The organism is Kaistia nematophila (assembly GCF_026343855.1).
Lineage (GTDB): Bacteria > Pseudomonadota > Alphaproteobacteria > Rhizobiales > Kaistiaceae > Kaistia > Kaistia nematophila.
In genome coordinates, this window is the sequence record NZ_JAPKNK010000004.1 from 348,199 (window position 1) to 362,261 (window position 14,063).

General features: G+C 67.7%; 10 protein-coding genes. 3 read left to right on the forward strand and 7 right to left on the reverse strand.

Annotation, left to right across the window (positions count from 1 at the left end):
• The first annotated feature begins 142 nt into the window (after window positions 1-142).
• Window positions 143-1,102: a tyrosine recombinase XerC gene (locus OSH07_RS12415; RefSeq protein WP_266338968.1), complete on the forward strand. Its 960-nt coding sequence runs from the start codon at window positions 143-145 to the stop codon at window positions 1,100-1,102.
• Window positions 1,103-1,253: 151 nt separating this feature from the next.
• Here OSH07_RS12415 and OSH07_RS12420 read toward each other — a convergent pair whose 3' ends face one another.
• The gene (locus tag OSH07_RS12420; protein ID WP_266338969.1) at window positions 1,254-2,048 is read right to left on the reverse strand and encodes a class I SAM-dependent methyltransferase; all 795 of its coding nucleotides are present in this window, start codon (window positions 2,046-2,048) and stop codon (window positions 1,254-1,256) included.
• Between the two features lie 116 nt (window positions 2,049-2,164).
• Here OSH07_RS12420 and OSH07_RS12425 point away from each other — a divergent pair, with 116 nt between their 5' ends.
• The gene (locus OSH07_RS12425; protein ID WP_266338970.1) at window positions 2,165-3,004 is read left to right on the forward strand and encodes a helix-turn-helix transcriptional regulator; all 840 of its coding nucleotides are present in this window, start codon (window positions 2,165-2,167) and stop codon (window positions 3,002-3,004) included.
• Here the strand turns inward: OSH07_RS12425 and OSH07_RS12430 are convergent.
• A complete protein-coding gene (locus OSH07_RS12430; protein WP_266338971.1) occupies window positions 2,983-4,245 on the reverse strand; it encodes an Hsp70 family protein in 1,263 nt (420 codons plus the stop codon). The genes OSH07_RS12425 and OSH07_RS12430 overlap by 22 nt on opposite strands.
• A gap of 201 nt (window positions 4,246-4,446) precedes the next feature.
• Here OSH07_RS12430 and OSH07_RS12435 point away from each other — a divergent pair, with 201 nt between their 5' ends.
• Entirely contained in the window at window positions 4,447-5,766 is a 1,320-nt protein-coding gene (locus tag OSH07_RS12435) for an MFS transporter (protein ID WP_266338972.1), read from the forward strand.
• Window positions 5,767-5,919: 153 nt separating this feature from the next.
• Here OSH07_RS12435 and lpdA read toward each other — a convergent pair whose 3' ends face one another.
• The 5 genes from lpdA to sucC form a co-directional block, all read right to left on the reverse strand.
• Entirely contained in the window at window positions 5,920-7,323 is a 1,404-nt protein-coding gene (lpdA, locus tag OSH07_RS12440; RefSeq protein ID WP_266338973.1) for a dihydrolipoyl dehydrogenase, read from the reverse strand.
• 249 nt (window positions 7,324-7,572) lie between these two features.
• On the reverse strand, window positions 7,573-8,796 hold the full coding sequence (odhB, locus tag OSH07_RS12445; protein WP_266338974.1) for a 2-oxoglutarate dehydrogenase complex dihydrolipoyllysine-residue succinyltransferase: 1,224 nt from the start codon (window positions 8,794-8,796) through the stop codon (window positions 7,573-7,575).
• A gap of 88 nt (window positions 8,797-8,884) precedes the next feature.
• A complete protein-coding gene (locus OSH07_RS12450) occupies window positions 8,885-11,863 on the reverse strand; it encodes a 2-oxoglutarate dehydrogenase E1 component (RefSeq protein ID WP_266339083.1) in 2,979 nt (992 codons plus the stop codon).
• Between the two features lie 107 nt (window positions 11,864-11,970).
• Window positions 11,971-12,855 (reverse strand): succinate--CoA ligase subunit alpha, encoded by an 885-nt coding sequence (gene sucD / locus OSH07_RS12455; RefSeq protein ID WP_266338975.1) that lies wholly within the window; start codon window positions 12,853-12,855, stop codon window positions 11,971-11,973.
• Window positions 12,855-14,054: an ADP-forming succinate--CoA ligase subunit beta gene (sucC, locus tag OSH07_RS12460; RefSeq protein WP_266338976.1), complete on the reverse strand. Its 1,200-nt coding sequence runs from the start codon at window positions 14,052-14,054 to the stop codon at window positions 12,855-12,857. The genes sucD and sucC overlap by 1 nt, the downstream gene beginning before the upstream one ends.
• Window positions 14,055-14,063 lie beyond the last annotated feature (9 nt).

Sequence of the window (14,063 nt, forward strand, 5' to 3'; positions counted from 1 at the left end):
TCCATCGCCATGGCGCCCACGACCCAACGGGCGCAGGCGAGCCCCCTCTCCCGCTCGCGGGAGAGGGCTGGGGGTGAGGGTCTTGTCTCGCCCTCTGCCCCGCCTTAACCCCCCATAAACCCTGTTGGCAGGTAATGGGGGCATGTCCGCGCCGCCCCTCGTCATCGCCGCCCGCGACACGCTCGAGCAGATCGACGCGTGGGGCGAGCATCTGCGCGGCGAGCGGCGCCTGTCGCCGAAGACGCTCGAAGCCTATTCGCGCGACCTCGACCAGTTCCTGTCCTTCCTGACCGGCCATATCGGCAATCCGCCGGCGCTCGCCGATTTCGCCGCCATCCGGACCGCCGACCTGCGCGGCTTCATGGCGACGCGGCGCGCGTCCGGCGCCGGCGCCCGCACGCTGGCGCGCGGCCTCGCCGGCATCCGCTCCTTCATGGGTTTCCTCGAGCGCGAGGGCCACGCCAACGGCGCCGCCTTCCGCGCCATGCGCGCGCCGCGCCAGCCGAAGACCCTGCCCCGCCCGCTCGCGGCTCCTTCGGCGCTGCGCGTCGTCGAGATGGACGAGCAGTTGGACGAGGAGCCATGGGTGGCGGCGCGCAATGCCGCCGTGCTGGCGCTCTGCTATGGCTCGGGGCTGCGCATCTCGGAAGCGCTGGGCATCCGCCGCGCCGACGCCCCGCTCGACGCTTCCGCGACGCTGCGCGTCACCGGCAAGGGCGGCAAGACGCGGCTGGTGCCGGTGCTGCCGGTCGTCGCCGAGGCGGTGGCGGAATATCTGCGTCTCGCGCCGTCGCAATCGAAGCCGGATGGTCCGCTCTTCCTCGGCGTGCGCGGCGGACCGCTCAAGGCGCGCATCATCCAGCTCGCCATGGCAAAGCTGCGCGGCGCGCTCGGGCTTGCCGACAGCGCCACGCCGCATGCGCTGCGCCATTCCTTCGCGACGCATCTGCTCGCCAATGGCGGCGATCTGCGCGCCATCCAGGAATTGCTCGGCCATGCCAGCCTGTCGACGACGCAGGTCTACACCGCCATCGACACGGAGCGCCTCCTCGCCGTGTTCGAGCAGGCGCATCCGCGCGCCGGCGGTACCCGGTCGGGCTAGAGCCCGGAAAGAACCCTCACCCCACCCTCTCCCGCAAGCGGGCGAGGGCTTTCGGCTGGCAATCTGCATCGATATGGCGCCCTTCCGGCAACCGATACCGGCGAGCCCCCTCTCCCGTCACGGGAGAGGGTTGGGGTGAGGGTCTTAGTCCTCAAATCGCGACGAGTTCGAAAACCGCCTGATCGATGGTGAAGGAGCCATCCGGCTCGATCGCGAAATGCTGGCGCACCTGTTCCGACATCGCCGCCTGCAGGGCGCGGATCGCCGCGACCTGGACCTCCGGCGTCCGCATCCGGCCGACCCAGGCGTCGAAATCGAGTGGCAGGCGGCGGCGTGTCACGCCGGTGACGGCAAAGCCCGCCTCGGACGCGATCGCCACCCATTCGGCGCTCGAATAATCGCGCACATGCGAGGGATCGCGCAGCATCTCGAACGTCTGCAGGAAGGTGTCGGAAACCGGCACTTCCGGCGCGATGATGTCGGAGATCACCACCGTGCCGCCCGTCTTGACGACGCGGCGCGCTTCGCGAATGCCCTGGCGGACATTCTGCCAGTGGTGCGCCGAATAGCGCGACAGCACCAGGTCGAACTCGCCATCGGCGAAGGGCAATTGCTCCGCCGCGCCCTGCCGGGTGGTCAGGTTGGCGAAGCCGCGCTTCGTCGCCTCCGCCGCGACCGCCTCCAGCATGCCGGAAGACAGGTCGTAGGCGACGACCGACGCCAAGACCGGCGCCACGCCATAGGCGACATGGCCGCCGCCGCAGCCGAGATCGATGGCACGGGCGTTTGGCGTGCGCGCCGCGATCTCGACCATCTGCTGGAGATCGGCGCCCTGGGCATGCACCGTGCTGGCCACATAGGCCGAGGCCTGGGAGCCGAATTGCTGCACAACCAGGGCCTCGTGGCTCTGGCGCGCGGCAGCGTTGTCGGTCGTGGATTGGGTCATGGCTGTGTTTCCGCGCGGTCGATCTTGTCGGTGGTGATCATCGACCGTCGGCGCAGGATTTGCCAGTCACCGTAAACCCGTACCAGATCCTGTTTTATCCTGGTATAATGGGTGCCATGATCCCGGAAACCGACCTCGTCCGCCGCCGCGAACTCGGCGAATTCATCCGCGCTCATCGCGAGAGGCTGCAGCCGGCGATGTTCGGGCTCGATCCCGGCACGCGACGGCGCACGCCGGGGCTGCGCCGCGAGGAGCTGGCGCAGCTCTCCGGCGTCAGCGCCACCTGGCTGAGCTGGATCGAGCAGGGGCGGGAAATCTCCGTCTCGGCGACGGCGCTGGGACGGCTGGCGCGGGTGATGCGGCTGACGCCGGCCGAGCGCGCCTATCTCTTCGACCTCGGCGGCCGGCGCGACCCGCAGGCGGGCGAGGACGACGGCGCCGACGCGCTGCCGCCGGGGCTCGCCGCCACGCTCGCCGCCCTGCCGACGCCGGCCTATGTGCTCAACCGGGCCTGGACGGCGCTCGCCTGGAACGAGCCCGCGGCGCATCTCTTCGTCGGCTGGCTCGACGGCGAGGCCGCCAGCGTTTCATGTGAAAACAATCTGCTGCGCTATATCTTCACCGCGCCGGCCGCCCGGCGGATCATCCGCGACTGGGAGACCCGCGCCCGGCGCGTGGCGGCGGAATTCCGCGCCGACTACAGCCGCCACCTGCAGGGGCCGGAACTACGGGCGCTGGTCGAGGAACTGACGCGGGCGAGCCCGTTCTTCGCCGAGGCCTGGGAAGCGCATGCGGTGGTCGACCGCGAGGGTGGCCTGCGCACCTTCGACCATCCGACCGATGGCTTCCTGCGCTACGAGCAGATCACTTTCCTGCTCGCCCGCCACCCCGACATCAAGCTGGTGATGCTGGCGCCGGCCGAAGGCGCAGGCGATCAGGCGGCGACGACGCCGTAGCGGTTCGCGGCCTCGATGGTGAGGCCAGTGCCGACCGATCCGAAGGTGTCGCCGTCGACGACGCGCGCGCCCGGCACTGTGCCTAGGATCGCCGCATGGACATGGGCGAGACGGGTCGAGCCGCCGGTCAGGAACACCGCGTCGATGGCGTCGGCGGTGAGCCCGGCATCGCGCAGGCAATCGCCGATGCGCGCCGCGATCCGATCGGCGAGGCCGCGCGTCCGGTCGACGAGCACCCCGCGATCGACCGTCATCGCCAGGCCGCGTTCGATCCAGTGCAGCAGCACCTCCACCTTCGGCTCGTCGGCGAGCGCGATCTTCGCCGCCTCGATGTCGATGGCGAGCCGGTGGCCGCCATGCTCCTCGACGACGTGAATCAGCCGCTCGATCAGCTCCGGATGCTGCGCCTCGCGCCGGACCTCGTGCAGCTGCTGCATGACGCCGCGCTCGTAGAGGCGGTTGATCGACGACCAGGTGGCGAGGTCGTGGTAGTAGCCGGACGGCACGGGCAGGCCCTCCCGCTTCATGCCGGAACCGAAGCCGAGCAGCGGCATCGCCGTGCCGATCGAGAGGTAATGGTCGAAATCCGTGCCGCCGACGCGGATGCCGTCATTGGCGAGGATGTCGTCGAGGCGGTCGGCCTTCTTCCGGCGGGCCGGGCCGAGCCGGACGATGGAGAAGTCCGACGTGCCGCCGCCGATATCGGCGATCAGCGCGATTTCCTCGTCGCCGACCTGGCGCTCGTAGTCGAGCGCCGCCGCGATCGGCTCGTACTGGAAGGAGATGTGGCGGAAGCCGACTTCCTGCGCGATCGCCTGCAGCGCTTCCTCCGCCTTGCGGTCGCCTTCCGGGTCGCCATCGACGAAATGCACCGGACGGCCGTGCACGACGGCGTCGATCGAAAGGCCCGTCGCGGTCTCGGCCCGGCGCCGGGTGATGGCGACGAACTGCGCGATCACGCTCCGGAAGCTGACTCGGCCGCGGCCGACCTGCGTCGCCTCGTTGATCAGCGAGCTGCCGAGCACCGATTTCAGGCTGCGCATCAGGCGGCCGCTGGTGCCATCGACATAGGCGCGGATGGCGGCGCGGCCGACGGAGGGCGGCAGGCCGTCCGGCGTGAAGAAGATCGCGCTCGGGATGGTGACGCTGTCGCCATCGAGGGCCACCAGTTCCGGGCCCTCGGCCGACGACACGCCGAGCGTGGTGTTGGACGTGCCAAAGTCGAGGCCGCAGGCTGCCATGATCGTAAACTCCGTGAAGGGCCGGTCTGGTTAAGGAAAAGCAGCGACCGGATCAAGGGCTGCGCATGGAAATATCGCCGCATCGCAGCATGGATCTTTCACCGTGAAACCAATGTTGATTTGGCCTCATCCGCTTCCTGTCGGAAGGACGCTGCGTCTGGGTGGCGTCGATTCGCGACGCCGGGGCTATGGGAGACGACGATGCGGGACGTGACTATCGACGAGGCGTTGAACGCCGCCGGGACGGGGGCGTTCCAGCGCCGGCTGTTCCTGATATTCGGCCTCGTCTGGACCGCCGACGCCATGCAGGTGCTGTCGATCGGCTTCACGGCGCCGTCGATCGCCAAGACCTTCGATCTCAGCCTGCCGGCGGCGCTGCAGACCGGCACGCTGTTCTTCGTCGGCATGCTGGTCGGCGCCGCCCTGTTCGGCCGCCTCGCCGACCGCATCGGCCGCCGCAACCTTCTGATCATCACGGTGCTGATGGACGCGCTGTTCGGCCTCGCCTCCGCCTTCGCCTCCGATTTCACCATGCTGCTGATCTTCCGCTTCCTGACCGGCCTCGCCGTCGGCGGCACGCTGCCGGTCGACTACGCCATGATGGCCGAGTTCCTGCCCGCCGACCGGCGCGGCCGCTGGCTGGTCGGCCTCGAGAGCTTCTGGGCCGTCGGCACGGTGATCGTGGCGCTCGCCGCCTGGTATGCCGCCGCGAACGGCATGGCGGATGGCTGGCGCTTCATCTTCGTCATCACGGCGCTGCCGGCGCTGATCGGCCTGGCGCTGCGCTTCTGGGTGCCGGAATCACCATACTACCTGCTGCGGACGGGCAAGGCGACCGAGGCCAAGACCGTGCTCGACCGCGTCGCCACCACCAATGGCAAGCCGGTGCTGGCCGGCAAGCTGGCCGACACCAAGGAGCAGCGCCTGCCGCTCTCGGCCCTGTTCTCCGGTCCCTATGCCCGCCGCTCCTGGCTGATCCTGGCCGCCTGGCTGCTGGTCTCGATCTCCTATTACGGCATCTTCGTCTGGCTGCCGGGCAAGCTGGTCTCGGCCGGCGAGCACTATGGCTTCCTGCGCGGCTACGGCTTCCTGGTGCTGCTGGCGCTGGCGCAGATCCCCGGCTATGCGCTGGCAGCCTTCGGCGTCGAGCGCTGGGGCCGCAAGCCGACCCTGATCGCCTTCCTGCTGCTCTCGGCCGTCGGCTGCTTCCTCTATGCCGTGCTGAGCGACCCGCTCGCGATCGCCGCCGCCATGATGCTGATGAGCTTCGCGCTGCTCGGCACCTGGGGCGCGCTCTACGCCTTCACGCCGGAGCTGTACCCGACCCCGCTGCGCGCCAGCGGCATGGGCCTCGCCGGCGCCATGGCGCGCCTCGGCGGCCTGCTGGCGCCGACCGTGGTCGGCATGGTGGTGACCTATTCCTTCAACGTCGCGCTCGGCCTGTTCGCCGCGATCCTGCTGCTTGGCGCCATCGCCACGGCGGCGATCGACGTCGAGACGAAGGCGCAGCCGCTGACCTGAGGCGGCAAAGAACCCTCACCCGCCCCTCGCCCGCCTGCGGCAGAGGGTTGGGTGAGGGTCTCGCTCTCCGGAAACGAAAAAGCCGGCGCCCCCGAAAGGAGCGCCGGCTTTTTGTTGTCTGCGTCGCCGCCGAACGCCTCGGCGACACTGCGCTTACATGTGGATCGGCTTGGACCAGGCGGCAAGCGCCGCTTCCTTGATCGATTCCGACATGGTCGGGTGCGCGTGCGTCGAACGGCCGAGATCCTCGGCCGAGCCGGCGAACTCCATCAGCACCACCGCCTCGTGAATCATCTCGCCGGCGCCCTTGCCGACGATGTGGGCGCCGAGCAGGCGGTCGGTCGTGGCATCCGAGAGGATCTTGACGAAACCATCGGTCGCCAGCATGGCGCGGGCGCGGCCATTGGCCGAGAACGGGAACTTGCCGACCTTGTAGGCGATACCTGCGGCCTTCAGCTCTTCCTCGGTCTTGCCGACAGTGGCGACTTCCGGGCTGGTGTAGACGACGCCGGGAATGGCGTCGTAGTTCACATGGCCCGCCTGGCCGGCGAGGATCTCGGCGAGCGCGACGCCCTCGTCCTCGGCCTTGTGCGCCAGCATCGGGCCGGCGATGACGTCGCCGATCGCGTAGATGCCGGGAACGTTGGTCTGGTAGTGGCCGTCGACCTTGACGCGCTTGCGCTCGTCGAGGGCAACGCCGACCGCTTCGAGGCCGAGACCCTCGGTGAATGGACGGCGGCCGATCGCTACCAGCACGACGTCCGCTTCCAGCGTCTCGGCAGCCGCCTCGCCCGCCTTGGCCGGTTCGACCGTGACCTTCAGCGTCTTGCCGCTGGTGTCGACGGCGGTGACCTTGGTGCCGAGCTTGAAGGTGAAGCCCTGCTTCTCCAGCATGCGCTGGAACTGCTTGGTGACCTCGCCGTCCATGCCCGGCAGGATGCGGTCGAGGAACTCGACCACGGTCACCTCGGCGCCGAGACGGCGCCAGACCGAACCGAGCTCGAGGCCGATGACGCCGGCGCCGACGACGATCAGCTTCGCCGGCACCTTGTCGAGTTCGAGCGCGCCCGTCGAGGTGACGATGCGCTTCTCGTCGATGGGGACGCCGGGCAGCGGCGCGGAATCGGAGCCGGTGGCGATGACGATCGCCTTCGTCTCCAGCGTCGTGGTCGAGCCGTCTTCCTTGGTGACGACGACCTTGCCGGGCGCGGCGATCGAGCCGGTGCCGATATGGCCGTCGATCTTGTTCTTCTTGAACAGGTAGGCGACGCCGTCGACGTTCGACTTCACGGTTGCGCTCTTGTGGGCCAGCATGCCCGGAAGGTCGAGCTTGGGCTTGGCGACCTTGATGCCGAGCGCATCCAGATGGCCGACTTCCTCGAACATCTCGGAGGCGTGCAGCAGCGCCTTGGAGGGGATGCAGCCGATGTTCAGACAGGTGCCGCCATAGGTGGCCCGCTTCTCGACGACGGCGACCTTCAGCCCGAGCTGGGCTGCCTTGATGGCGCAGACATAGCCACCCGGACCAGAACCGATGACGATGAGATCGTAGGACATGGGGACTCCCGAACGATTTAGGCGTTAGCCAGCGGCGCGTTCAGCGCAAATGCAAATGGCCGGAGGCGTGGCGGAACGCACGAGGCGCCAATCCGCTGCTCCGGCCGGCTTGATGGAAAAACGCGCCCGAACCGGGCGCGCTGTTGTCGGGCCTTCACCCCTGCCACCACAAGGCGACCCGGAACGCTGGCGCGCGCCGGGACCACCGGAGGTTGGGGGACGAAAGCCATGTCGGTTCCGTCCGTTCGATCAGAGATCGAGAACGAGACGCTGCGGGTCCTCGAGGCACTCCTTGACGCGCACCAGGAAGGTCACGGCTTCCTTGCCGTCGACGATGCGGTGATCGTAGGAAAGCGCCAGATACATCATCGGGCGGATCTCGATCTTGCCGCCGACGACCATCGGCCGCTCCTGGATCTTGTGCATGCCGAGGATGCCCGACTGCGGCGCGTTCAGGATCGGCGTCGACATCAGCGAACCGTAGATGCCGCCATTGGTGATCGTGAAGGTGCCGCCCTGCATCTCGTCGATCTTGAGCTGGCCGTCGCGGGCGCGCTTGCCGTAGCTGGCGATCGTCTTCTCGATTCCGGCGAGCGACAGCTGGTCGGCGTCGCGCAGCACCGGCACGACGAGGCCCTTGTCGGTGCCGACGGCGATGCCGATGTTGTAGTAGTTCTTGTAGATCAGGTCGGTTCCGTCGATCTCGGCGTTGACGGCCGGGATTTCCTTCAGCGCCTGGATCACGGCCTTGGTGAAGAAGCTCATGAAGCCGAGCTTCACGCCGTGCTTCTTCTCGAACAGATCCTTGTACTGGCTGCGCAGCGCCATCACGGCGCCCATGTCGACCTCGTTGAAGGTGGTCAGCATGGCGGCGGTATTCTGCGCGTCCTTCAGGCGGCGCGCGATGGTCTGGCGCAGCTTGGTCATGCGGACGCGCTCTTCGCGGGCGGCATCGGCGGCCGGCGACGGGGCGCGGACCTGGACCGGAGCGGCCGGAGCCGGCGCGGTGGCGCCGCCGGCGATCACGCCGAGCAGGTCGCCCTTGGTGACGCGGCCATCCTTGCCCGAACCGGCGACGGCGGAAACGTCGACGCCGCTCTCGGCCGCGAGCTTGGCGACAGCCGGGCCGTTGGCGTCGGCAGCGACCGACTTGGCCGGAGCCGCGGCAGCGGCGGGCGCCGGAGCGGGGGCGGCGGCCTTCGGAGCCTCGGCCTTGGCGGGCGCGGCGGCGGCGCCGGAAGCGGCGATGGTGCCGAGCAGCGCGCCGACGCCGACGGTGTCGCCATCCTTGGCGGCCACGGCCTCGAGCACGCCGGCGGCCGGCGCCGGAACCTCGATGGTGACCTTGTCGGTCTCGAGCTCGACCACCGGCTCATCGGCAGCGACAGCCTCGCCGACCTTCTTGAACCAGCGTCCAATCGTCGCCTCGGTCACGGACTCGCCCAGGGTCGGGACGCGGATTTCGGTTGCCATGGCTTGGTCTCTTACCGTTCGAACTTGGGTGGACGTTCTTGATGAATTGCGGTGCCGGCCGGCGCCCTGAGGGCGCCGGCCGGGATCTTTATCCGAGCGCGTCTTCGAGGAAGGCGTTCAGCTGGGCGAGATGCTTGGACATCAGGCCCGTCGCCGTCGCCGCCGAAGCCGGGCGGCCGGTGTAGCGGGCTCGGGTCGACTTGCCGCCGACCTGGCCGAGCACCCATTCGAGATACGGGTCGACATGCGACCAGGAGCCCATGTTCTTCGGCTCTTCCTGGCACCAGACGACCTCGGCGTTCTTGAAGCGCGACAGCTCCTGGACCAGCGCCTTGAGCGGGAACGGATAGAGCTGTTCGACGCGCAGCAGGTAGACGTCGTTGATGCCGCGCTTCTCGCGCTCCTCGTAGAGGTCGTAATAGACCTTGCCGGTGCAGAGCACGACGCGGCGCATGCGCTCGTCGGCCACCAGCTTGATCGGCTCGTCCTTGAGGAACTCGGCATCGTCCCACAGCAGGCGGTGGAACGACGAATCCGGGCCGAGCTGCGCCAGCGTCGACACGGCGCGCTTGTGGCGCAGCAGCGACTTCGGCGTCATCAGGATCAGCGGCTTGCGGATGTCGCGCTTCAGCTGCCGGCGCAGGATGTGGAAGTAGTTCGCCGGCGTCGTGACGTTGGCGACCTGCATGTTGTCTTCCGCGCACATCTGCAGGAAGCGCTCGAGACGGGCGGAGGAGTGCTCCGGACCCTGGCCCTCATAGCCATGCGGCAGCAGGCAGACGAGGCCCGACATGCGCAGCCACTTGCGCTCGCCCGACGAGATGAACTGGTCGAACACCACCTGGGCGCCGTTGGCGAAGTCGCCGAACTGGGCTTCCCAGAGGGTCAGCGCATTCGGCTCCGACAGCGAATAGCCGTACTCGAAGCCGAGCACCGCCTCTTCCGAGAGCATCGAGTTGATGACCTCGTAGCGCGCCTGGCCCTCGCGGAGATTGTTGAGCGGGATGAAGCGCTCCTCGTTCTCCTGGTCGTAGAGCACCGAATGGCGCTGCGAGAAGGTGCCGCGCTCGCAATCCTGGCCGGACAGGCGGATCGGATGGCCCTCATTGGCGAGCGTCGCGAAGGCGAGCGCCTCGGCGGTCGCCCAGTCGATGCCGTTGCCGCTCTCGATCGCCTTCTTGCGGTTGTCGAGGAAGCGCTGGACGGTGCGGTGGACGTGGAAGTCCGCCGGCACGTCGGTCAGCTTGGCGCCGAGCGCCTTCAGCGTGTCCATCTCGACGCCGGTCTTGCCGCGGCGCGGCTCGTCGTCGGCGGCAGCCGCCTTGAGGCCGGCCCAGGCGCCGTCGAGCCAGTCGGCCTTGTTCGGCTTGTAGGACTGGCCGGCTTCGAACTCGACCTCGAGGCGCGAACGCCAGGCCGCCTTGGCCGCGTCGACTTCTTCCGAAGTCATCAGGCCCTCGGCCACCAGCTTCGAGGAGTAAATCTCGACGATCGACGGATGGCTGCGGATGTTCTTGTACATCAGCGGCTGGGTGAAGCCGGGCTCGTCGCCTTCGTTATGGCCGAAGCGACGGTAGCAGAACATGTCGATGACAACCGGCTTGTGGAACTTCTGCCGGAACTCGATCGCGATCTTGGCGGCGAAGACGACCGCTTCGGGATCGTCGCCGTTCACGTGGAAGATCGGCGCCTCGATCATCTTGGCGACGTCGGACGGATAGGGCGACGAGCGCGAGAAGCGCGGATTCGTCGTGAAGCCGATCTGGTTATTGACGATGAAGTGGATCGAGCCGCCGGTGCGGTGGCCCTTCAGGCCCGACAGGCCGAAGCACTCCGCCACCACGCCCTGGCCGGCGAAGGCCGCGTCGCCATGGATCAGCAGCGGCAGCGTGCCCGTGCGGACATAATCCTTGTGCAGGTCCTGCTTGGCGCGCGACTTGCCGAGCACGACGGGATCGACGATCTCGAGATGCGACGGGTTGGCGGTCAGCGACAGGTGGACCTTGTTGCCGTCGAATTCGCGGTCGGACGAGGCACCGAGATGGTACTTCACGTCGCCCGAGCCCTCGACATCGTCGGGCGCGTAGGAACCGCCCTTGAACTCGTGGAACAGCGCGCGGTGCGGCTTGGCCATCACCTGCGTCAGCACGTTCAGGCGGCCGCGATGCGCCATGCCGACGACGATCTCGTGCACGCCGAGATTGCCGCCGCGCTTGATGATCTGCTCGAGCGCCGGGATCAGGCCTTCGGCGCCGTCGAGGCCGAAGCGCTTGGTGCCGGTATACTTGACGTCGAGGAACTTCTCGAAGCCCTCGGACTCGATCAGCTTGTTCAGGATCGCCTTCTTGCCTTCCGGCGTGAAGGTGATCGCCTTGTCCGGGCCCTCGATGCGCTCCTGGATCCAGGCCTTCTCGGCCGGATCGGAAATGTGCATGAACTCGACGCCGAGCGTCGAGCAATAGGTGCGCTTCAGGATCTCCAGCATCTCGGGGATGGTGGCGAATTCGAGCCCGAGCACGTTGTCGATGAAGATCTTGCGGCTGTAGTCGGCCTCGGTGAAGCCGTAGGTCGAGGGATGCAGCTCCTCGTGATCGCCGACGGTGACGAGATGCAGCGGATCGAGATCGGCATGCAGATGGCCGCGCATGCGATAGGCGCGGATCATCATGATGGCGCGGACGCTGTCGCGCGCCGCCTGCTGGATCGCCGCTTCCGAAAGAGCCGCGCCGGCCGGCGCGGTGCCAGGCGTCGCCGCGGCTTGGGCCGCCTTCGCCTTCAGCTTGTCGGTGACGACCTTCTCGACCTGGCCCCAATTGCCGTCGAGGGCCGAGACGAGCTCGCCATTGGCATGCAGCGGCCAGTCGGGCCGCTTCCAGGTCGCGCCGCGCGCTTCCGCCACCACGGCCTTCGGATCATCCTTCAGCGCCGAGAAGAACGTCTGCCACTCCGGATCGACCGAAGCGGGATCGTTCTGATAGCGCGCATAGAGATCCTCGATATAGGTGGCGTTGCCACCATAGAGGAACGAAGAGGTCGCAAAGGCCGCGTTGGCTTGCTCGCGTGACATGTGCTGGTTGAGGAGCGCCACGCCCCTCTCTCCTTGATCGCGCGGCCACGCGCCGCGCTCTTGCTGAAAAACCGACATTCCGGCAGTCGGAATGTCGGTCTTGCCTCTTAGCCCTTCAAGACCTCAACCAAGGTCTTTCCAAGGCGCGCCGGCGACGGCGACACCCGGATACCCGCGGCCTCCATCGCCGCGATCTTGTCTTCCGCGCCGCCCTTGCCGCCGGAGATGATCGCACCGGCATGGCCCATGCGACGACCCGGAGGCGCGGTGCGGCCGGCGATGAAGCCGACCATCGGCTTCTTGCGGCCGCGCTTGGCCTCGTCGGCCAGGAACTGCGCTGCGTCTTCCTCGGCGGAACCGCCGATTTCGCCGATCATGACGATCGACGTGGTCTCATCATCGGCGAGGAACATTTCCAAAACGTCGATGAACTCGGTGCCCTTGACCGGATCGCCGCCGATGCCGACCGCCGTGGTCTGGCCGAGGCCTTCCTGGGTGGTCTGGAACACGGCCTCATAGGTGAGCGTGCCCGAGCGCGAGACGATGCCGACCGAGCCCTTCTTGAAGATGTTGGCCGGCATGATGCCGATCTTCGAAGCGTCGGCGGTGACGATGCCGGGGCAGTTCGGGCCGATCAGGCGCGACTTGGAACCCGACAGCGAACGCTTGACGCGCACCATGTCGAGCACCGGGATGCCCTCGGTGATGCAGACGATCAGCGGGATCTCCGCGTCGATCGCCTCGCAGATCGCGTCGGCGGCGCCCGGCGGCGGCACGTAGATCACGGAGGCGTCGGCGCCGGTGGCGTCCTTCGCCTCGGCCACGGTGTCGAACACCGGCAGGCCGAGATGGGTCTGGCCGCCCTTGCCCGGCGACGTGCCGCCGACCAGCTTGGTGCCGTAGGCCAGCGCCTGCTCGGAGTGGAACGTGCCGTTCTTGCCGGTGAAGCCCTGGGTGATGAGCTTGGTGTTCTTGTCGATCAGGATGGACATCAGGCGGCTTCCTTCACGGCCTTGACGATCTTCTGGGCAGCGTCGTCGAGGTCGTCCGCCGGGATCACGTTCAGGCCGCTCTCGCGGATGATCTGCTTGCCGAGCTCGACATTGGTGCCCTCGAGGCGCACGACGAGCGGAACCTGGAGGCCGACCGCCTTCACCGCGGCGATGACGCCGCGCGCGATGACGTCGCACTTCATGATGCCGCCGAAGATGTTGACGAGGATGCCCTTCACCTTCGGATCAGAGGTGATGATCTTGAACGCCGCCGTCACCTTCTCTTCGGAAGCGCCGCCGCCGACGTCGAGGAAGTTGGCCGGGCTCTCGCCGTAGAGCTGGATGATGTCCAGCGTCGCCATGGCGAGGCCGGCGCCGTTGACCATGCAGCCGATCGAGCCGTCGAGCGCGATATAGGCGAGGTCATACTTCGACGCCTCGATCTCCTTGGCGTCTTCCTCGGTCTCGTCGCGCAGCGCGACGACGTCGGGATGACGGTAGAGCGAGTTGGAGTCGAACGACACCTTGGCGTCGAGCACCTTGAGGTTGCCGTCCTTGGTGACGATCAGCGGGTTGACCTCGAGCATCGCCATGTCCTTGGCGACGAAGGCCGCATAGAGCTTGGCGACGACGTCGTTCGCCTGCTTGGCGAGCGCGCCGCTGAGGCCGAGCGCCTTGGCGACGGTCAGGCCGTGATGCGGCATGATGCCGGTCGCCGGATCGACGGAGAAGGTCTTGATCTTCTCGGGCGTCGAATGGGCGACTTCCTCGATGTCCATGCCGCCTTCGGTCGAAACGACGAAGGCGACGCGCGAGGTCTCGCGGTCGACGAGCAGCGAGAGGTAGAACTCCTTCTCGATATCAGAGCCGTCCTCGATGTAGAGGCGGTTGACCTGCTTGCCGGCCGGGCCGGTCTGGATGGTCACCAGCGTGTTGCCGAGCATCTGGCCCGCGAAGGCCTTGACCTCGTCGATCGACTTGGCGAGGCGGACGCCGCCCTTCTCGCCAGCCGCGGCTTCCTTGAACTTGCCCTTGCCGCGACCGCCGGCATGGATCTGCGACTTGACGACCCAGAGCGGGCCGCCGAGTTCCTTGGCGGCTGCCTCGGCTTCCTCGGGAGTGAAGATGGCGATGCCGCGCGATACGGGGGCGCCGAATTCCTTCAGCACCGCCTTCGCCTGATACTCATGAATATTCATCGATGACGT